Annotated in this window: 17 protein-coding genes; 9 read left to right on the top strand and 8 right to left on the bottom strand. The window is 58.1% G+C overall.

Annotation, left to right across the window (positions count from 1 at the left end; genetic code table 11):
- Nucleotides 1-191: 191 nt before the first annotated feature.
- The 7 genes from J5M66_RS19855 (at nt 192) to J5M66_RS19825 (ending at nt 9,698) form a co-directional block, all read left to right on the top strand.
- Entirely contained in the window at nt 192-707 is a 516-nt protein-coding gene (locus J5M66_RS19855) for an Hcp family type VI secretion system effector (protein ID WP_007949952.1), read from the top strand.
- A gap of 135 nt (nt 708-842) precedes the next feature.
- On the top strand, nt 843-2,885 hold the full coding sequence (tssI, locus tag J5M66_RS19850) for a type VI secretion system tip protein TssI/VgrG (RefSeq protein WP_207809033.1): 2,043 nt from the start codon (nt 843-845) through the stop codon (nt 2,883-2,885).
- The gene (locus J5M66_RS19845) at nt 2,875-3,612 is read left to right on the top strand and encodes a DUF4123 domain-containing protein (RefSeq protein WP_207809036.1); all 738 of its coding nucleotides are present in this window, start codon (nt 2,875-2,877) and stop codon (nt 3,610-3,612) included. The genes tssI and J5M66_RS19845 overlap by 11 nt, the downstream gene beginning before the upstream one ends.
- On the top strand, nt 3,612-8,285 hold the full coding sequence (locus J5M66_RS19840) for an RHS repeat-associated core domain-containing protein (protein ID WP_207809038.1): 4,674 nt from the start codon (nt 3,612-3,614) through the stop codon (nt 8,283-8,285). The genes J5M66_RS19845 and J5M66_RS19840 overlap by 1 nt, the downstream gene beginning before the upstream one ends.
- A 3-nt stretch (nt 8,286-8,288) precedes the next feature.
- Nucleotides 8,289-8,576 (top strand): barstar family protein, encoded by a 288-nt coding sequence (locus J5M66_RS19835; protein ID WP_207809040.1) that lies wholly within the window; start codon nt 8,289-8,291, stop codon nt 8,574-8,576.
- Between the two features lie 143 nt (nt 8,577-8,719).
- Nucleotides 8,720-9,121 carry a hypothetical protein gene (locus J5M66_RS19830; RefSeq protein ID WP_207809042.1) on the top strand — a complete coding sequence of 134 codons (402 nt, stop codon included), beginning with the start codon at nt 8,720-8,722 and terminating at the stop codon, nt 9,119-9,121.
- A gap of 223 nt (nt 9,122-9,344) precedes the next feature.
- Nucleotides 9,345-9,698: a hypothetical protein gene (locus tag J5M66_RS19825; protein WP_207809044.1), complete on the top strand. Its 354-nt coding sequence runs from the start codon at nt 9,345-9,347 to the stop codon at nt 9,696-9,698.
- Nucleotides 9,699-10,025: 327 nt separating this feature from the next.
- On the opposite strand, the gene J5M66_RS19815 is transcribed toward J5M66_RS19825, so the two are convergent.
- Nucleotides 10,026-10,775: a tellurite resistance TerB family protein gene (locus J5M66_RS19815; protein WP_207809047.1), complete on the bottom strand. Its 750-nt coding sequence runs from the start codon at nt 10,773-10,775 to the stop codon at nt 10,026-10,028.
- 177 nt (nt 10,776-10,952) lie between these two features.
- A complete protein-coding gene (locus J5M66_RS19810) occupies nt 10,953-11,138 on the bottom strand; it encodes a hypothetical protein (protein ID WP_016771524.1) in 186 nt (61 codons plus the stop codon).
- A gap of 403 nt (nt 11,139-11,541) precedes the next feature.
- Here J5M66_RS19810 and J5M66_RS19805 point away from each other — a divergent pair, with 403 nt between their 5' ends.
- A complete protein-coding gene (locus J5M66_RS19805) occupies nt 11,542-13,170 on the top strand; it encodes a glucan biosynthesis protein D (protein WP_071174494.1) in 1,629 nt (542 codons plus the stop codon).
- A gap of 178 nt (nt 13,171-13,348) precedes the next feature.
- On the opposite strand, the gene J5M66_RS19800 is transcribed toward J5M66_RS19805, so the two are convergent.
- From J5M66_RS19800 to J5M66_RS19790, 3 genes are all read right to left on the bottom strand, one after another.
- On the bottom strand, nt 13,349-14,455 hold the full coding sequence (locus J5M66_RS19800) for an NADH:flavin oxidoreductase/NADH oxidase (protein WP_207809049.1): 1,107 nt from the start codon (nt 14,453-14,455) through the stop codon (nt 13,349-13,351).
- A 255-nt stretch (nt 14,456-14,710) separates the two neighbouring features.
- Nucleotides 14,711-16,420 carry a single-stranded-DNA-specific exonuclease RecJ gene (gene recJ, locus J5M66_RS19795; RefSeq protein ID WP_016771527.1) on the bottom strand — a complete coding sequence of 570 codons (1,710 nt, stop codon included), beginning with the start codon at nt 16,418-16,420 and terminating at the stop codon, nt 14,711-14,713.
- Nucleotides 16,421-16,474: 54 nt separating this feature from the next.
- Nucleotides 16,475-17,017: a YaeQ family protein gene (locus J5M66_RS19790; protein WP_007908961.1), complete on the bottom strand. Its 543-nt coding sequence runs from the start codon at nt 17,015-17,017 to the stop codon at nt 16,475-16,477.
- Nucleotides 17,018-17,163: 146 nt separating this feature from the next.
- On the opposite strand from J5M66_RS19790, the gene J5M66_RS19785 reads away from it, so the two are divergent.
- Nucleotides 17,164-18,363 (top strand): CaiB/BaiF CoA-transferase family protein, encoded by a 1,200-nt coding sequence (locus J5M66_RS19785; RefSeq protein ID WP_123443083.1) that lies wholly within the window; start codon nt 17,164-17,166, stop codon nt 18,361-18,363.
- 222 nt (nt 18,364-18,585) lie between these two features.
- On the opposite strand, the gene J5M66_RS19780 is transcribed toward J5M66_RS19785, so the two are convergent.
- The 3 genes from J5M66_RS19780 to J5M66_RS19770 all read right to left on the bottom strand — a co-directional run bounded on the left by J5M66_RS19780 (nt 18,586) and on the right by J5M66_RS19770 (nt 20,928).
- Nucleotides 18,586-18,867: a DUF3509 domain-containing protein gene (locus tag J5M66_RS19780; RefSeq protein ID WP_016771530.1), complete on the bottom strand. Its 282-nt coding sequence runs from the start codon at nt 18,865-18,867 to the stop codon at nt 18,586-18,588.
- 162 nt (nt 18,868-19,029) lie between these two features.
- Nucleotides 19,030-19,437, bottom strand: a complete 408-nt coding sequence (locus tag J5M66_RS19775) for a response regulator (RefSeq protein ID WP_016771531.1) — start codon at nt 19,435-19,437, stop codon at nt 19,030-19,032.
- 117 nt (nt 19,438-19,554) lie between these two features.
- On the bottom strand, nt 19,555-20,928 hold the full coding sequence (locus J5M66_RS19770) for a transporter substrate-binding domain-containing protein (protein ID WP_122706120.1): 1,374 nt from the start codon (nt 20,926-20,928) through the stop codon (nt 19,555-19,557).
- Nucleotides 20,929-21,034 lie beyond the last annotated feature (106 nt).

The raw sequence follows: 21,034 nt of genomic DNA, 5'->3' as shown, positions 1-21,034 counted from the left end.
ACTGCGCAACTTCTTGCGCACTTTCTCCCGACTTTCCCGCTGAAAATCGCCCCGAGTGATCATCGACTACCGTGACGCCTCCGCCACCCGGGCACCACGCAAAACCTGGCACGCTCCTTGATAACTCTCAGCCACCCACCGGGCGATTTCGCCTCCGGGCACCCTAACTTTATCCGCAAGGAGAGCACCCCATGGCAACACCAGCGTACATGTCGGTTACCGGCGAAAAACAAGGCCTGATCACTGCCGGCGCTTTCACCGCCGACTCCGTTGGCAACACCTACCAGGAAGGCCACGAAGACCAGGTCATGGTTCAGGCTTTCACCCACGACGTGATCATCCCGCGTGACCCGCAATCCGGTCAGCCAACCGGTCAGCGCGTTCACAAGCCAGTTGTTATCACCAAGGTCTACGACAAGGCTTCGCCACTGCTGCAAGCAGCACTGACTTCCGGCGAGCGCATGAGCGAAATCGTTATCCAGTGGTACCGCACTTCGGCCCAAGGCACCCAAGAGCACTACTACACCACCAAACTGGAAGACGCGATCATCGTCGCCATCAACAACAAAATGCACAACTGCCAGGATCCAGGTAACGCGCACTTCACCCACCTGGAAGAAGTGCAGTTCACCTACCGCAAAATCACCTGGACCCACGAAGTATCCGGTACTTCGGGTTCCGATGACTGGCGTGCTCCAGTCGTTTAATTACGGCTGATCGTTACACGCATCGGCCAGCTCTGCTGGTCGATGTTGTTTACGCCCCTCCAGAATTTCGCGTACGTTGAGCCGCTTTTTTTGCGGTCGTCGACGAGCGCCGCTGTACAGCACGAGGAACAAGGGATGTTCGCGCCGGCCAATGAAACCCACTTTGCCCTGACCATCGAAGGGCTTTCCGCCGACTTTCAGGTGTTTACCCTCACCGGCCGGGAAGCCATCAGCCAGCCTTTTGTCTTTGAGGTGGAACTGGTCAGTGAGCAGCCGTCGCTGGACCTCGAAACCCTGCTGCACAAACCGGCCTTTCTGCAGCTGTCGCCTGATGGCAGCGGCATCCATGGCCAGATCTACCGCGCCGCGCAAGGCGATTCCGGCAAGCGCTTGACCCGTTATTCGGTGACCCTGCGCCCGCAACTGGCGTACCTGGCGCACCGCATCAACCAGCGCATCTTCCAGAACCTCAGCGTGCCGAAAATCATCGGCATGGTGCTCGAAGAGCACGGCATTCAAAGCAACGCCTACGAATTCAAGACCGGCTCGATCTATCCCGAGCGCATCTACTGCGTGCAATACGACGAGTCGGATCTGCACTTCATCCAGCGCCTGTGCGAGGAAGAAGGCATTCACTTCCACTTCCAGCACAGCGCCAACGCGCACAAGTTGGTGTTCGGCGACGACCAGACGGTGTTCCCGAAACTGGCACCTGTGCCCTATCAGCAAGACTCCGGCATGGTCGCCAGCAACCCGGTGATCAAGCGTTTCGACCTGCGCCTGGAAACCCGCACCAGCCGCACCACCCGCCGCGACTACGACTTCGAAAAACCGCGCCTGACCCTGGAAAGCGAAAACCGTGGCGACGCCCTGCCCGACCTCGAAGACTACGATTACCCGGGCCGCTTCATCGACCGCGAGCGCGGCAAACATTTGGCCAAACGCGCCCTCGAACGTCATCGCAGCGACTTCCAGCTCGCCGAAGGCAAGAGTGATCAGCCACTGCTGGTCAGCGGCCATTTCCTCGCCCTGACCGAACACCCGAAAGCCAAGTGGAACGACCTGTGGCTGCTCACCGAAGTCCTGCATGAAGGCAAGCAGCCGCAAGTGCTCGAGGAGTCGGTGACCAGTGACACCACCGCGCTGAAAGACGATTTCCACCAGGGCTACCGCAACCGCTTCCAGGCCACGCCATGGGACGTACCCAACCGCCCGCCGCTGCGCCACCCGAAACCGCGAATCCTCGGCAGCCAGAGCGCAGTAGTCACCGGCCCGAAAGGCGAAGAAATCCACTGCGACGAATACGGCCGGGTCAAAGTCCAGTTTCACTGGGACCGCGAAGGCCAGGCCGACGACAAGACCAGCTGCTGGCTGCGCGTCTCCAGCGCCTGGGCCGGCGCCCAGTACGGCGGCATCGCCATCCCGCGCATCGGCATGGAAGTGCTCGTCACGTTCCTTGAAGGCGACCCCGATCAACCGCTGATCAGCGGCTGCCTGTATCACAAGGAAAACACCGTCCCTTATCCACTGCCGGCGAACAAGACCCGCAGCACTTTCAAGACCCTGAGTTCGATGGGCGGTGGCGGCTACAACGAACTGCGCATCGAAGACAAAAAAGGCCAGGAACAAATCTACCTGCACGCCCAGCGCGACTGGGACGAGAACATCGAGCACGACCAGAAGATCCGCGTCGGCAACGAACGCCACGACACCGTCGAAAAGAACAGCTACACCGAGTTCAAAGCCGAAGAACACCACACCGTCTACGCCGACCGCAAAGTCGAAGCCCGCGCCAACGACCACCTCACCGTCGGTGTGAATCAGCACATCAAGATCGGCACCGGCCAGTTCATCGACGCCGGGCAAGAAATCCACCTGAGCAGTGGCATGAAAGTGGTGATGGAGGCTGGTTCGGAACTCACGCTGATCGGCGGCGGCAGCTTCATCAAGATCGACGCCGGCGGCGTGACCATGAGCGGGCCGGTGATCAACATGAACTCCGGCGGGAGCCCGGGCAGCGGCACCGGTGCTGCGCCGTTGATGCCCGGTGTGCTGAAACAGGCGGATGCCGACAAGGCTGGCCAGGTCCTGACCCCGGCGCAAATCAACACCCTGAAACGTAACGCGCCGTTCTGTGAAGAATGCGAAAAATGCAAGGCAGGTGCCTGTGCCATCTGAACGAATCACCCCCAAGGACTGGCTGGCGCAACAGCCGCTGCAAAGCGGCGAGCGCCTGTACCTGATCGTCAGCGCGGCCAGCGACGCCGACGCCCTGAAAACCCTGTACCTCACCGAACCCACCGCCCAACTCATCCCGATCTGGGGCGGCACGCCCTACTCCACCTGGCAACCGGTGATGCCCTACCTCACCGAACTCAAAGCCAACTCCGTTTTCCTGCCCTGGATCGCCGACACCGACGCCCTCGACTGGGGCTGGCTGGCGGTGTCGCGTTCAGAGCCGAACGAAGTGTTCGAACATCTGCGCAGCCTGACGCAGGTGAAAATGCCGGATGGCACCGAGGTGTTTTTCCGGTTTTGGGATGGGCGGCATATTCATCCGATTTTGCGGGGGCTTGGGGAGAAGGCTGGTGAAGTGCTGCCGGTGTTTGAGCGGTATCTGATCAATGGTCAGGCGCTGGAGGTGGGGTCGAGGGTGGTGCCGAAGGTGCGGGACTGGCCGTGGTGGGAGGTGCCGAAGGGGTTGTTGGAAGGGTTGAGCAAGGACAATCCGGCGACGCTGGTCAGCAACCTGATGCAATGGCTGGAAGAAGACCGCCCGGACCTCTACACCGCGTGGCCCGAGAACAATCTGAAGCTGAAAATCACCCGCTTCGTGCGCCGCCCGGATGCGCCGCAAAATCTTAAAGAAGCATTGATAAACCACCTGATTCTGGAGCAAGGCTGATGGATCGCGTTGCCTTTGTTGACAACCAACTGAACACCTTCAAGGACAGTCTGAAGCTGTATCAGGAACAAACCAAAACCTGGTATGCACAGGCCCTCGACAAGGGTAGCCGTGCCGCGGACATGCCGTCCTTGTTGGGCATGGAGCGTGTCATCAAGGCGGGCAACACCAGTAAAACGGTGAGCATGACCGACGGTAACTTCACCTCGAACGTGGCTCAATGTCCGCTCAAGGGTCCGTTGCTGATCGAGAGCAAATTCGAATCGGTTTACGACATTCCCGTCGGCGATATCGAAGTCGAAATCGTGGCCGTGGACGGTGGTGCTGTCAGCAAGGTCAAACTCGACGCCCAAGGCAAAGCCGCATGGACCGGCGGTGTGCCCGGCAAGTTCTACACGATTCGCGTCCATAACGAAGTGACCCCGGCGCAGATCGACGCCCTCTTCAGTTCTTACAGCGGCGTGACTGCGGACCTTGAAGGTTTCCTGCGCAAGGAATGGGCCGGCTTCAAACCGCAATGGTCGAATCTTTCGACCTCCGGCACAGCCATGGCCATCGGCAACGGCATTCTTGAAGGTGGCTGGGAAGCGATCAAGGGCGTGTGGGACGGCATCAGTCTCGTGCTCGACATCCTCCAGGACCCAGGAAAGTTTGCGAAGGATCTCGGCGCTGGCGCAGACGAGCTGATCAGAGTCGCCAAAAGCTCGCCTGACATCATGAAAAAAGCCATGTTGCTGGCCAGTGATGAAGCGGCCTTGTTTTTGCTGGTGCGCAGCGCGGTGATCTGGCTGGCGGGCTTGCCGCCGATGAAGATGGCGGGCGATGTAGCGAAGATGACCACGGCCATTGTCGTTGGCATTGCGATCGACATCGTGATCGGCGTGGTATTGACCATCGCGGCAGAAGGTACCGGCGTCATCTACCTTGCGGCCCGACTCAAGAAGTACGGAGAGCTTGTCATCAAGGCTGTGATCGGCTTCGTGAAGTCGGTGTTCAAGATCATCAACGGCTTTATGGAGTATGTCGCCAAGTACACCGCAGTGGCGGCCCGAGGGGTGACGGCGAAGGTCAGGAACGGGATTTCCGAGTTGCGTTTTGATGGCAAGAGAAACGCCAGGCTTGCCGATGGCAAAGTCGCTGATGATGTATCGAGCCAGGCGACAAATCCTGCCGAAAAGAGCGCAGAACCTGCTGCAAATACTTGCACTAGCGGCTGCCCTGTTTCGATGGTCACTGGCGAAGAGTTACTGACGCTAACTGACGGCCAACTCGAAGGCCTGCTGCCATTTGAATGGACCCGCCTCTATAGAACCAGCGCCGTAGAAATCGACTGCGGTCTCGGCTATGGATGGAGCCACGCGCTCGCTCATCGCATCGAGATCAACGGCGACGAAGTCATCTGGACCGACCAGGAAAACCGCTCCACGGTGTTTCCGCTTCCAAGTGAGCAGCGTCCGGCCATCACCAACAGCCTTTCACGTGCTGCCATTTTCCTGGGTGACGATCCAGCCGAATTGATTTTGGCTCAGGCAGGCAAGCGCCCATCGTTCTACCATTTCCGTCACGACAGCAAAGGTGCAAGCCTGATCGCCATCAGCGACAGCTACGGCAATCGCCTGCACGTCACTCGCGACATCCACGGTCGCATCAAGCGCCTCGACAACGGCGCCGGTCGCGCCCTGCTTCTGCGCTACGACCGCAAGCACATCATCGCCGTCGATTATCAGCAGTTTCTGCCCGCCGATAATCTGGAAGACGTCTGGAATACCGTGCAGACGTTGGTCACCTATAGCTACGACGCGCAACTTCGCCTGATCGAGGCGAAAAACGCGGCGGGCGAAGCCGAGCGTTATCGCTACAACGAGCAGCATGTCATTCTCGAGCGGCAATTGGCAGGCGGCGCGGCGTTCTATTGGGAATGGGAAAACGAAGGCAAACTGTCTCGCTGCACTCGTCACTGGGCCAACTTTTCGCAGATGGAAGCGCAGTACGTCTGGGACGACAAAGGCAGCGTCACCGTAACCAACGCCGATGGCAGCGAAGAGGTCTATACCCACGACGATCAGGCCCGATTGATCAGTAAGATCGATCCGGATGGTGCCGAGCATCTCAAGGCCTACAACGACAAAGGCCAATTGATCGCCGAAAAGGATCCGCTGGGCGCCGTTACCGAATATCGCTATGACGATAACGGATTGATGACCGCGGTCATCCCGCCGGAAGACGAAGCCACCACTTACGAATACATCAATGGTTTCGTCAGCGACGTTCGGCGCGGCAAAGCCAGTTGGAAGTACCAACGCAACCGGCAGGGCGATATTACTGCGCAGATCGACCCGGACGGCAATGCCACCCACTACAGCTATGACCCTCAGGGTCGTCTGCTGGAAATCCGTCATTCGGACGGCAGCCGCCATCAGTTGGGCTGGAACAATCTCGGCCAGCTATTGGAAGAGCGCCTGCCTGATGGCGGTCAACGCAAGTACCGCTACGACGCACTGGGTAGGCAGATCACCCGCCAGGAAGAGTCAGGCGCGATTACGCATTACCAATGGGACGCTGCCAATCGCCTTGCCCAAGTTACGCTGCCCGGCGGCGCCACTCGTGCATTCAGCTACAACGCTTACGGCAATGTCACTGCTGAACGCGACGAACTTGGCCGTATCACCCGCTATGAATATGCCGACAATTTTCACCTCGTCAGCCGCCGAATCAATCCCGACGGCAGCCAACTGCGCTATCGCTACGACAACTCGCGCCTGCTGCTCACTGAAATCGAAAACGAGCGCGGCGAGCACTACCACCTTGATTACTACGCCAACGGCCTGATCCAACAGGAAACAGGCTTCGATGGTCGTCGGACCGCCTACGAGTACGACCTCAACGGCCAACTGCTGAAGAAAGCCGAGTTCGGCGATGACGGCAGCGAACTGGTCACCGAATATCAGCGTGACGCCGCAGGTCGTCTGCTTGTAAAAACGCTACCCGACGGCGAAGAGATTCACTACAGCTACGACGTGCTTGGCCGCCTCGTTAACGTTGACGACGGCCATTGGCCGCTCGCCTACAAATACGATCTCCAAGACCGACTCATCGAGGAACACCAAGGCTGGGGCACCCTGCGCTACGAATACGACAGCGTCGGTCAGCTCAAGCACTGCCGCTTGCCCGATGGCAGCAAACTCGATTACCGCCACCAGCCTGGCGGGCAACTCACCAGCATCGACCTCAACGGTTCTCGCCTGACCTCTCATCAGTTCAACGCCGGTCGAGAGCAACAGCGCCAACAAGGTCTGCTGCTTAGCCAATACCAATACGACGAACAGGGACGTCTGCAAGCGCACAGCGTTAGCCAACGGGACAAGCACCTGTTCCAGCGTCGCTACAACTACGACGCCAACGGCAACCTCGCCGGAATCGACGACAGCCGCAAAGGCAACCGCAGCTATCACTACGACCCGCTGGATCGCCTGATCAGCGTGCGCGGCGCCATGCCAGAGAGTTTCGCCCACGACCCGGCGGGCAACCTGCTCGGACAAAATGACCTGCCCGTTGCGAATCTCGCCAACGTCAAAGGTAATCGCCTGCTGATGCAAGGCGACCGCCACTACGACTACGACTCTTACGGCAACCTGATCCGCGAGCGTCGCGGCACCGGCCAGAAGCTCGTCACCGAATACCGCTACGACTGCCAGCACCGCCTGATAGGCGTCAGCCTGCCGGGTGGCAGCACCGCAAGCTACAAATACGACGCCTTTGGCCGCCGCATTGAAAAGTCAGTCGACGGTCACACCACCGAGTTTCTGTGGCAAGGCGAACGCCTCATCGCTGAAAGCGCCGAGAACCGCTACCGCAGTTACATCTACGAACCGGGCACCTTCCGCCCGCTGGCAATGCTCGACGGCGAAGGCCCGCTAAAAGCGGCCCCGTTCTACTACCAACTCGACCACCTCGGCACGCCGCAGGAACTGACCGACTACAGCGGCGAAATCATGTGGTCGGCGAAGTATCGCGCGTACGGCAACCTCGCAGCGCTGGATGTCAGCGAAATCGATAATCCGCTGCGTTTTCAAGGGCAGTATTTCGACACCGAGACAGGGTTACATTACAACCGCCACCGCTACTACAATCCAGGGACTGGCCGGTTCTTGACGCCGGATCCGATCAAGCTTGCGGGCGGGTTGAATAGCTACCAGTACGTGCCTAATCCTACGGGTTGGGTGGATCCGTTGGGGCTTGCAAGTAAAGATTGTGAACAACCCGAACCATATGACAACTCTGCCCATAACGCTGCTAAATACGCTGCAATGAAACGGGACCTTAGAACGACTGAGGCCGCTAACCCCTTAGTCGAAAGCCTGCGATCTACCGGAGAGCTTCCTCCTAATTACGTTACTAAAGCTCAGGCTGCTCAGAGCGGATGGAAACCAGGTAAGGCAGTCAACAACAGCGTCCCCGGTGGGCAGATAGGAGGAGATATTTTCTATAATGATACAAATATCCTTCCATCCGCCTCTGGCCGAACTTGGTATGAAGCCGACGTCGGCCTCAGCAACACAATGTCACGGAGCAACCAACCGGGAACCAGGTTACTCTATTCGAATGACGGCCTGCTATATATCACCAGCGATCACTATGATACCGTCAGCCCAATTGGAACATGGAAGCAATAACAAATGATAATTGAACTTGATGGCTTATCAATCTTAAACGAACAAGACTTTCATAAGCGTATAGCTTCTGCCTTTTCCGTTTCGCAATACTACGGAAACAACCTAAACGCCTTATGGGACCTGCTAAGCACGAATGTGGAACGCCCGATTAATATAGTATGGCGAAATTCGAGAGACTCTAAACAAAATCTTGGCGAAACATATGAGAAAATAATAGCGATATTCGAACGAACTAAAAACCAAGACATTTCTCTAGGCTTAGATGAAAAATTTAACTACGAATTAAATTAACAACCAATTTTTACTTAACCGCGGCATTCTCTTGACGACAAGCACACCCCGATCAAGAGCAAAGCAAATTAGACAATGCATCCTTGCGCCTACAACTTGCAAAAATCTTCATATCAAAGCAAACTACGCCTGAATATTGCCCAATGAATTACTTTGAAAACGAAATCGATTCAACATTGGCACAGCAAAAAATAAAAAATAAAAAATTCAGCACCCATGATTTATCAGCACTCACAAGCAAGTTAACGTCGCTATTTTTCTCATCAAAAGCGAAAAATATGGATCCATATTTTCTGGAAAACACCAAAAAAAAACACGACCCAGAATACTGGAAGACAGTTGACACACTGGAAAATTTTGAGAAGCCTATTCTCATAGTTCAAGACGACCATATTCACGCTTGGAGGCTTGAAACCACAGAAGACCTAAGAACGCTACTTTTCGAATCAACAGGCTTTCCATTCTGGATAACCCCTGAAAACTTAAGCACATTAATATACTTAGATGAACATGACTGCGTCCACTTCGCGCAGCGAGATCCCTAAAACAACCTCAGAAAACCTGTAACCAGATAGCATTTAATTATCAAGCAATGTCGAAAACAAAACTTAACCCCAATACATATTCGGGCAAATCGCCCGTAACGACTAATCCGGTGCGATCACTAATTAGCAATGGGATGCCCTCGACCGCCTGACGCAGGATACCCTACCCGGAGGAGCCACACGCGCGCCTACCTACAATCCAACGAAAAAGAACAAATAAATTATGAATACTGAAAAGATAAAAAATCTTGACGGAAAGATAACTTTTGACGAATTAACCAGCCTAGACGGATCGAAAATTGCGCTCCCCACAGATAAATTAAGGGAAGATCTATTACAGGCGTCATTCCCGCACGAGCAAATAATAGACATTGGATGGTATCCCGAATTCAGTGAACACGGCGCCTTCAGAATCTCATTAATCGCAAACCAAAACTGGAATTCACCTATATATACCGAAACGGCCAAAACTTTGGACGATCTTGAGAAAGCGTTAGATAACACGTTGGATAAAGTAAAAAAACTTAAAGCATCGACGCGCTCGCGTCGACTAGTCAACGTCGACGGCAGTGATTAGCCGTGTGCCTATAAATACGACCTGCTAGACCGACTCATCGAGGAACACCAAGACTGGGGCACTCTGCGCTACGAATACGATAGCGTCGGCCAGCTCAAGCACTGCCGCTTGCCCGATGGCAGCAAACTCGATTACCGCCACCAGCCTGGCGGGCAACTCAGCAGCATCGACCTCAACGGCTCCCGCCTGACGCTCCCTCGCTACGACCCGAACAAAATCCCAACAAGTTGGTCACCTCGTAATTTCAATCGAGCCTGGTCCAGAACGGAATTACAAACTTCAACCTCCGTTTGAAGCCCCGTTCAACGACACAGGAAAAATCGCAACTCAACGCTGCGATTTCCCCCCAGAACTTCCCTCCCCCGCCAACCGCACCTGCCTCTCCAACTCCACCTTCAACCCCGGCTCCAATTTCAACTGCCGTGCCAGTTCATCCAGATAGCTCTTCTCCATAAAATTCTCCTCATCCACCAGCATCACACTGGCGATGTACATCTCCGCCGCCATTTCCGGCGTGCTCGCCGCGCGGGCGACGTCGGTGGGGTCGAGGGGTTTGTTGAGTTCGGCGTGGAGCCAGTGTTGCAGTTCCTGGTCGTTGTCGAGTTTTGTGAATTCGCCTTCGATCAGTTCGCGCTCTCGCTCGTCGATGTGGCCGTCGGCTTTGGCGGCGGCGACCAGGGCTTTGAGGATTGCCTGGCTGTGCTGCTCGACTTGAGCGGGTGGCAGGCGGTCGAGGGTTTGCGGTTCGCGTTGGGGTGCGCTGCCTTTTTGGGCGTTGTAGTTGCCGTACGCCTTGTAAGCCAGTACGCCCAGCGCAGCGAGGCCGCCGTAGATCGCGACTTTGCCGCCGACCTTGCGGACCTTTTTATTGCCGAGCAGCAGGCCCATCGCGCCTGCGGCCAATGCGCCGCCACCCGCGCCGGAGAGCAGGCCGCCGAGGCCGCTGGAGCCAGACGAGCCACCGAGCAAGCCGCCAAGTCCGCTGGCAGCCGATTTGCTGGAAGCGCCGCCGGCCTTGTTCTGCAGCATTTCCTGCCCGGACTTGAGCAGTTGATCGAGCAATCCACGGGTGTTCATGTTCCGTCTCCAAACAAGGGTTATCCGGATCTAAGGCCCTCAGCCTAGTTCGAAAGTGCCCCAATCCGCCCCGTGAGTGTGCTTCGAGATGTTGCTCGCCACTCAGAACGGCCCGTTCCGAGCGTTACCCGATGAAAAGGGGCAGGCCTTTCGACCTGCCCCCTTCTCCCCTCCTCCTTAAAACCGCGAAACACTCCGCATCGCATCCACCAGATAGCGCATGGCGATCCGGTCGCTTTCCGATAGCTCTCGATAACGCTCCACCAGCTTCAATTCTTCGGAATTGAGACGGCGTCTTCTGCGCCCGCCGCCCAAGCAAGGAAAGATGCCCAACATTTCGGTGATGCCCTGTATTTTTGCCATGGACGATGTCCTTCTCTATTGAGTCAAGAAACTGCTGAACCTCACATCGCCCTGCCTCTTCGAGCAGCGTCGTGTGCCCCGCCGGCACGAAGGCTTGTATCCGGTCTTGCTCATAGAATAGGAATTAAATCGGCGTTGAAAAGTGGTTTTTAGAGTAATTAATCGAAAAAAGCAGATATGCCCTCTAAATCAGAGGGCCCTGTCAGAAAAATTACAGACATGTCTTGTTTCATTGCCAGATGGCGCAACGCAAACAAGCCTTTTTGCCCGACAATCGAACCGATTAAGCTAGCGGGCATCTGTTTATAGTCCGTTGCGTTTGGCCGAAGGCATGACCGAACCGTAATTTCCGATCCGACAGGTGCCAGGAACGGCGCTGGATTGCACACGACAGGTTGTATTTATGCACCGCAGGAATTTGCTCAAAGCGTCCATGGCCATTGCGGCCTATACCGGTCTTTCCGCGTCGGGTCTGTTGGCCGCTCGCGCCTGGGCGGCCAATGGTGGCGCCGCCGATGGCGAGGCCCAGGCTTTCGATTTCGAGGCGTTGAAGCGCCAGGCCAAGCAGCTCGCCGGCAATGCCTATCAGGATACGAAACAGGTGTTGCCGCCAACCCTGGCGACCATGACTCCGCAGAATTTCAACGCGATCCGCTACGACGGCGAGCATTCCTTGTGGAAGGAAAACAAAGGTCAGCTGGACGTGCAGTTTTTCCACGTCGGCATGGGTTTCCGTCAGCCGGTGCGCATGTACAGCGTTGATCCGAAGACGCGCATGGCGCGCGAGGTGCATTTCCGCCCGGCGCTGTTCAATTACGAGAACACTTCGGTCGACACCCAGCAGCTCAAGGGCGACCTGGGTTTTGCCGGCTTCAAACTGTTCAAGGCGCCGGAGCTGGATCGGCATGATGTGGTGTCGTTTCTCGGCGCCAGCTATTTCCGTGCGGTCGATGCTACTGGCCAATATGGCCTCTCCGCGCGCGGCCTGGCCATTGATACCTACGCGAAGAAGCGCGAAGAATTTCCCGACTTCACCAAGTTCTGGTTCGAGACGCCTGACAAGAACGCCACGCGTTTTGTGGTCTACGCCCTGCTCGACTCGCCGAGCGCAACCGGCGCCTATCGCTTCGACATCGATTGCCAGGCCGAGCGCGTGGTCATGGAAATCGACGCGCACATCAACGCACGCACCACCATCGAACAGTTGGGCGTGGCGCCGATGACCAGCATGTTCAGCTGCGGCACCCACGAACGGCGGATGTGCGACACCATTCACCCGCAGATTCACGACTCCGACCGTCTGGCCATGTGGCGCGGCAATGGCGAGTGGATCTGCCGTCCGTTGAACAACCCGGCGACGCTGCAATTCAACGCATTTGCCGACAAGGACCCGAAGGGTTTCGGCCTGGTGCAGACCGACCACGAATTCGCCAACTATCAGGACACCGTCGACTGGTACAGCAAGCGCCCGAGCCTGTGGGTAGAACCGACAACCGCCTGGGGCGAAGGCTCGATCGATCTGCTGGAAATTCCCACGACCGGCGAGACGCTGGATAACATCGTCGCCTTCTGGACGCCGAAGAAACCCGTGGCTGCCGGTGATTCGCTGAACTACGGGTACAAGCTGTACTGGAGCGCCCTGCCACCGGTCGGCACGCCACTGGCACGGGTGCACGCGACGCGTTCGGGCATGGGCGGCTTCACCGAGGGTTGGGCGCCGGGTGAGCATTACCCGCCAGTCTGGGCGCGGCGCTTTGCCGTGGACTTCACCGGTGGCGGCCTCGAGCGCCTGCCACAGGGCACCGGGATCGAGCCGGTGATTACCTGTTCAAACGGCAAGGTGCAGGACTTCAGCGTGCTGGTGCTGGATGACATCAAGGGTTATCGGATTCTGTTCGACTGGTACCCGACCAATGACAGTGTCGAGCCGGTGGAACTGCGCCTGTTCATTCGCACCAATGACCGCACGTTGAGCGAGACCTGGTTGTACCAGTACTTCCCGCCGGCGCCGGACAAGCGTAAATACCCTTGAGGTTCTAAGGCGGCTGTTCTGGCGTCATTCGCGAGCAGGCTCGCTCCCACAGGGGTCCGCATTCCTAATGTGGGAGCGAGCCTGCTCGCGAAGAGGCCCGCCTGGATAACGCAAACTTCTGCCGAATAGAAAAGCCCCGGCCATCACTGGTTCGGGGCTTTTGCTTTCCAGCCTTCAATCAATCACGCAAATCCGACTCATGAATGGGCTGATCCCGATGGGTCGCGCGCTGATACTGCGCGGGCCACACTGCTTTGCGTCCGCCCAGATCATCGTCGGCGTGCAGCGGCCAGTACGGATCGCGCAGCAGTTCGCGCGCGAGGAAAATGATATCAGCCTGACAGGTACGCAGAATGTGTTCGGCCTGGGCCGGCTCGGTAATCATTCCGACAGTACCGGTCGCGATGCCTGACTCTTTGCGTACCCGCTCGGCGAAGCGCGTCTGATATCCGGGTCCAACCGGGATTTCCGCGTTTGCAGCAGTCCCTCCTGAAGACACGTCAATGAGATCGGCGCCCAGCGTGTGAAGGCGACGCGCCAGTTCCACGGTTTCGTCCGGATTCCAGCCGTCTTCGACCCAGTCGGTCGCCGAGACGCGGACAAACACCGGCAATTCCTCCGGCCATACCGCCCTCACCGCTTCAGTGACTTGCAGCACCAGACGGATACGATTCTCGAACGAACCACCGTACTGATCGCGGCGTTGATTGCTGAGCGGCGAGAGAAACTGATGCAGCAGATAGCCATGCGCGGCATGCACCTCGACCACGCTGAAACCCGCCGTCAGCGCGCGTTTGGCCGCGTCGACAAAGGCCTGGATCACTTCGGCGATCTGCCCTTCATCCAGCTGCTTCGGTTGGGTGTGCTGCGGGTCGAAAGCAATCGGCGATGGCCCGACCGGGGTCCAGCCGCCGTCCTCGGGTTTGACACTGCCATGCTTGCCGATCCACGGCCGGTGAGTGCTGGCCTTGCGCCCGGCGTGGGCCAGTTGAATACCGGCGACCGCGCCCTGAGCGGTGATGAAGCGAGTGATGCGTTGCAGCGGTTCGATCTGTTCGTCGTTCCACAGTCCAAGGTCTTGGGCGGTGATGCGCCCGTCGGCGGTCACCGCCGTGGCTTCGGTAAAAACCAGGCCGGCACCGCCCACCGCGCGGCTGCCCAGGTGCACCAGATGCCAGTCGTTGGCCAGGCCGTCGACGCTGGAGTACTGGCACATCGGCGACACGGCGATGCGGTTGGGCAGGGTCAGTTGGCGCAGGGTAAAGGGTTCAAGCAGCAGACTCATGGGGCACCTCTCGAATCAGTGGGCAGGCTCCAGGGTTCTGTTTGAAAAGTCGACGAGTGACAGAAAAAGGGTGTAGCACCCGCCCCCGCGGGCAAGAATTCGACAAGACGTCACAAGGCCAATCAAGCAGTGCTTAGAGCCTAGTCGACAACCGGGGATCTTGGGGGGTTCCGGAAAAGATCGCAGCCTTCGGCAGCTCCAACAGAGGAATGCGATCCCCTGTGGGAGCTGCCGAAGGCTGCGATCTTTTGATCTTCAGCGCGGTTCGATATGAGCAATCATCAACTGCACAGTCTCGTTGCCACGAAACTCGTTGACGTCGAGCTTGTAAGCCAGTTCAACCCATTGAATCGTCGGGTTCGGCCACACATCGCGATCAATGCCAAACGCGATGCCATCGAGCTTCACCGAACCGCATTCGCTTTTCAGCACCACTTTCAAATGCCGTTCGCCAACCACGCGCTGCTCGACCAACTGGAACACGCCATGAAACAGCGGCTCCGGAAAGTGCTGACCCCATGGCCCGGCGTGGCGCAAGGCGCGGGCCAGTTCGAGGTGGAACTCTTCGACGGCCAGCGTGCCGTCCGACAACATTCGCCCAGTGAGGTCTTCTTCGCGAAGTTGCCTACGTACTTCAGCGTCGAATGCCTCGGCGAACAGCGGAAAATTCTCCTGCGGCAAGGTCAGACCAGCGGCCATCGCGTGGCCACCGTACTTGGCGATCAGGTTCGGATGCTGCGCCGCGACCACGCTCAGCGCATCGCGAATATGGAAGCCCTGCACCGAGCGACCGGAGCCCTTGAGCAGACCATCACCGGCATCGGCGAAGGCAATGGTCGGGCGGAAATAGCGCTCTTTCATCCGCGAGGCGAGGATGCCGATCACGCCCTGATGCCACTCCGGATCGAACAGGCACAGACCGAACGGCATCGACTCGACCGGCAGATCCTTGAGCTGCGCCAGCGCTTCTCGCTGCATGCCCTGCTCGATGGATTTGCGATCCTGGTTCATGCCGTCCAGTTGCGCAGCCATTTCCCGCGCCAGATTGGCGTCGGCAGTGAGCAGGCATTCGATGCCCAGGCTCATGTCGTCCAGACGCCCGGCGGCGTTCAGGCGAGGGCCGACAATAAAACCCAGGTCGGTGGAAGTGATCCGCGCAGCCTCTCGCTTGGCGACTTCGAGAATCGCCTTGATCCCCGGCCGCGCCCGGCCGGCACGAATTCGCTCCAGCCCTTGATGCACAAGAATGCGGTTGTTGGCATCCAGCGGCACCACGTCGGCGACGCTGCCCAGCGCCACGAGATCGAGCAGTTCGCCGATGTTCGGTTGCGGTTTGCTCTCGTACCAGCCAAGGCTGCGCAGGCGTGCGCGTAAGGCCATCAACACATAAAAAATCACCCCGACGCCGGCCAGCGCTTTGCTCGGAAACTCGCAGCCCGGCTGGTTCGGATTGACCAGCGCATCGGCCTGCGGCAGTTCATCGCCGGGCAAGTGGTGGTCGGTGATCAATACCTTCAGTCCGGCGCGCTTGGCCGCCGCGACGCCTTCGACGCTGGAGATGCCGTTATCGACGGTGATCAATAGTTGCGGTTCACGGGTCAGCGCGACTTCGACGATTTCCGGCGTCAGGCCATAGCCGTATTCGAAACGGTTCGGCACCAGATAATCGACATGCGCAGCGCCCAGCAGGCGCAGGCCGAGTACACCGACGGTGCTGGCGGTGGCGCCGTCCGCATCGAAGTCGCCGACGATCAAAATGCGCTGGCGTTGCTCCAATGCCGTCACCAGCAGGTCAACAGCCGCATCAATGCCTTTGAGCTGCTGGAACGGGATCAAGCGCGCCAGACTTTTGTCCAGCTCCGCTTCCGATTGCACGCCCCGCGCCGCGTACAGGCGGGTCAGCAGTGGCGGCAGATCACCGAGGAAAGGCAGCGTGGCAGGCAGTTGACGAGGTTCGATACGCATGGGGCGAAGGAGGCTTCTCTTTGATTCGTGGGAAATATCAGTGATGTCGCGACCTCAGCCGCGCTCACCTTGCAGCCATTGCAACTGGACTTCGTGCTGACCGCGATCGTCGGTGACGAAGATCGTGCCTTCGCTGATCATCACGTCCCACTTGATGACGCGCGGCATGTCCTTGGCCAGGGTCTCCAGCACTTCCTGCGGGACGGCGGCGATGTTGACGTTTTTCAGGTTCTTGATCGCCGGGATCACCTTGGTTTCCCACACACGCAGGCTGCCGTAGGCCAGCAGGCTGGTGCGTTCGGTGCGGCGCGAGCACCAGGTCAGGCGATCGGCATCCGGCTGGCCGACTTCGATCCAGTGCAGGACACGGTCGTCCAGGCTCTTTTCCCACAAGGCCGGTTCATCCACGTCTGACAGACCACGGCCGAACGACAGCTGCTCGTTGTACCAGAGCGCGTAGGCCAGCAGCCGCACAGTCATGCGTTCTTCGGTCTCCGAAGGATGACGGGCGATGGTCTGCTTGACGCTTTCGTAGACGCTGCGGTCGAGGTCGGTGAGGTTCAGTTCGAATTTGTAGGTAGTGGACGGCTGGGCCATGAACGGGCTTCTTGATACGAGGAAAGTCGGCAAGTCTAACCGATGCCACAGGCAATCAACGAATTGATGGCGATCGAGCTGCGGCGTCTGACAGCCGGCTATGTTAAAACCCTGTATCCGTTCAGCCTTGTCCTACAGGATTTCGCATGCCGTTCACCAGCAAACCGCTCTCGGGTCTGAAAGTCATTGAATTGGGTACGCTGATCGCCGGGCCGTTTGCCTCGCGCATTTGCGGCGAATTCGGCGCCGAGGTGATCAAGATCGAGTCGCCGGACGGCGGCGATCCCCTGCGCAAGTGGCGCAAATTGTACGAAGGCACCTCGTTGTGGTGGTTCGTCCAGGCGCGCAACAAGAAGTCGCTGACCCTCAATCTGAAACACCCGGACGGTTTGGCGATCCTGAAACAACTGCTGGGCGAAGCCGACATCCTCATCGAGAATTTCCGCCCCGGCGTCTTGGAAAAACTTGGTCTGAGCTGGGAAACCCTGCACGCCCTGAACCCGAAACTGGTGATGGTGCGCCTGTCCGGTTTCGGTCAGACCGGGCCGATGAAGGACCAGCCGGGTTTCGGCGCGGTCGGCGAATCCATGGGCGGCCTGCGGTACATCACCGGTTTCGAAGATCGGCCACCGGTGCGTACCGGGATTTCCATCGGTGATTCGATTGCCGCGCTGTGGGGCGTGATCGGTGCGCTGATGGCGCTGCGTCATCGCGAGGTCAATGGCGGACTGGGCCAAGTGGTCGACGTTGCGCTGTATGAAGCTATCTTCGCGATGATGGAAAGCATGGTGCCGGAGTTCGACGTGTTCGGTTTCATCCGCGAGCGCAGCGGCAACATCATGCCGGGCATCACGCCGTCTTCGATCCACACCAGCGCCGACGGCAAGCATGTGCAGATCGGTGCCAATGGTGATGCGATCTTCAAACGCTTCATGCTCGTGATTGGCCGCGAAGATCTTGCCAACGACCCACTGCTGGCCAGTAACGACGGGCGTGACAGTCGCCGGGACGAGTTGTATGGCGTGATTGATCGCTGGGTCAATTCCTTACCGCTGCAGGCTGTTCTCGACTTGCTCAATCAGGCCGACGTACCGGTCAGCCGGATCTTCAGCGCCGAGGACATGTTCAACGATCCGCAATATCTGGCGCGAGAGATGTTCCTGCATGCCAAGCTGCCGGACGGCAAGGACTTCAAGATGCCCGGCATCGTTCCGAAACTTTCCGAAACCCCAGGTTCATCCGAATGGGTCGGGCCGCAGTTGGGCGAACACAATGCGCAGGTGCTTGGCGATCTGGGCTACGACGCGGCGCAAATCGCTCGGCTGCGTGAAGACGGGGCCATCTGAGCAGCGCCGGGCGCTTCGGTTTTTCAAGCAACAAGCCGCGCACTGCGCAAACGCCGGGCAAAAGAAACCCCGAGAAGTGGGGAGACGACTCGGGGTTAAACGGGGTCTGCTTCGAGACCCGTAGCAGCAAGCGACAAGCACCGGAGCACAATGCTTGATCTCGCTGTTATGGGGTCTGACTGACAGGGATGCAGGAAGGTTCCCACAAAAAATATTTCATCTTTACAGGGCCGGACGCTTGTCCAGAGCTGCATTGCGCAACGCCGCAATCACGCAGGGTTCCAACCGCCCTTCGGCGATCATCACGTCACGGTGCAGGCCGTCCACCACGTCGGTCAGCAAGCGCTTGTCGCTCAACTGGGCCTGATTGAATTCGCGTTCCACCACAATGGCGCCGCTGCTGTTCTTCAGCGTCACCAGACATTCACCATGGCTGCCGCGAGGGGTCAGCGTCACCTGATACGGGCTCAGAGCCTCACCGAGCAATAGACTGATACTTTCCATCTCGATCTCCACTCAATAGTCCGAAAACACAGTGCCTGGGGCGTGTTCACATTAAATGACCACCGGCCCGAGAAGAAAGTTCTGCCTGTCGCGTCCCGACCTTGCGGGTCCTAGTCTGACAGAGCATGCACGGCGAAGATGACAGAAAAATATTCGCCGGTTTCAGGCCTCGATGAGCTCCTGCGGGGTGATCAGATAACTGTCCAGCAGACCTCTCATCAACACCGCCGAAACCGGCGTTTGCAGCCGTCCCAGCAGGCGCAGGCGTTGCTGGCGGAGCAGCGGCTCCAGATCACTCATCAAACTCTGCGCGACCGAGCCCAGCAGAATCAGGGCACGCGCCTCATGGTGCGCCGCCAGGTGATGAATCAAAGCCAGCCCATCGCCACCTTTGAGCTGCGGATCGCAAATGGCGATATCGACCGCGCCGCGATGCCCCAGTGAACTCAAGGCTGACGCCAGCGAAGGCGCGGTCAATACATCGTAGATGCCGATGGCATTGAGCATTTGATGCAATGCCATCAGCTGGAACGGGTTGGGTTCAAGAATCAGGACTTTAAGCGAGCGCATGGGCGACCTCTGGAGCGATCATCGCGGACTCTCACCGCAGTTGTCGTTCACTCTAGGGCAGGCGTCTTAAGCCTCCCATCAGAAAAGTAGCCGCGTCTTGCAGGACATTTCCCTTCTTTACTGCAGACAGCGACACCCGCTCTCGGTCCTGCGCTGAGTGATATCGGTCCAGCCACCCAACAGGCCGCGCAATTTACCGTCACCGCTGTAAAACGGCACGGTCCACTGATAAACCTCGCGAGACCCGCCCTTGAACAGCAGCTGTCGTTTGCTGAAGCGCGACTTGCGGGTTTGCAACTGGGCGATGAATTCATCGTGCAGCATCCGCGCAGTGGTTTCCGGAAACGCATCGACTTCGATCAGCAGGCGCCCCTGCATCTGATCCAGGCGCACCGACAGTGCTTCCTCGTAACTGCGATTGCAGATGATCAAGCGCCCGTGCAGATCACGGACAAACACCGGATCCGGCATCGAATCGATCAGGGCGTGCTGAAAGGCCAGTTGATCACCCAGCTCCTTTTCCGCTGCGCAGCGCAGCTTGATTACGGCTGCCAGACGCCTGTTCCACACCAGCGACAGCATTCCGAAAACGCCGATTACCCCCATCGCCCAACATGCCCACTCGACCAGCCGTTCCCAGACGGAGGGCACGGGCGGCGGCGAAACGCCCGCCAGCCACTTGAGACGCATCGCCCGCAACTCCGCCGCAGGGAACGCTTCCAGCGCCTTGTTGAGAATACTCAGTAGTTGCGGCATGCCTTTTCGTACAGCCAGATGATCGGCTTCCCACTTGCCCTCTACCAGTGCACCGACCTTGAGCATGCCCAACGGATAGAGCTGCGCGCCGATTTCGTTTTCGATGGTTGCGTAGGCTTCACCGCTCTCGACCAGCGCCCGCGCTTCGGCGTAGGTTTTCACCGAGCGTATTTCAATCGACGGATAATCGCGGCGAATCGCATCCTCCAGAGCATGACGGGCGGGCAGCACCAGAACGCGCTTGGCCAGTTGCTCGAAAGACTCCACCCGCGGGGTATTGGCATGTCCGACAAAAACCCAGCCCGCCCCTCCAAAAGCATGACTGAAATCGAGAAACGCCTTGCGATCATCACTCATGGCCAAGGTCGTACTGATGTCCGCGACCCCGCTTTGCAGGCGATCGAGCATATGGTCGGTAGAGAACGATTCCTGGTGCTCGAATTGCAGGCCGGTCATTGCGCTGACGCGCTTGAGCACATCGTTGTTCAGACCGCTCCACTGGCCATGTTCGTCCTGAAACAGGTACAACGGATATTGCACCGATGCCACCGTCACTCTGGGGTTGTCACGTATCCATTGCTGCTCGTGCGCATCCAGCTCGATAGCCTGGACACTGGCTGACGCATTGGCCTGATCGAGTGCCATTTGCGCTGCCATGCCGCTGTGTGTCCACCCCAGCACCGCCAACAAAAACAACCAGCCCAGTGCCGGTTTCAAACCTCTGTAAAACAGCATTGCCATTTCCTTCGTGATCGACTCACCCGTCCTTCGTGGGTGAAAACCCGAGCAGTGTGGCAGCAGAAACAAAAAAGCCCGTCAGGAGACGGGCTTCAAAATGTGA

It is taken from the genome of Pseudomonas sp. 67(2021), from assembly GCF_017491835.1.
Taxonomy (GTDB): domain Bacteria; phylum Pseudomonadota; class Gammaproteobacteria; order Pseudomonadales; family Pseudomonadaceae; genus Aquipseudomonas; species Aquipseudomonas atacamensis.
The sequence above is the reverse complement of the archived record's forward strand: the minus strand, read 5'-3'. Positions and strand labels throughout refer to the sequence as shown.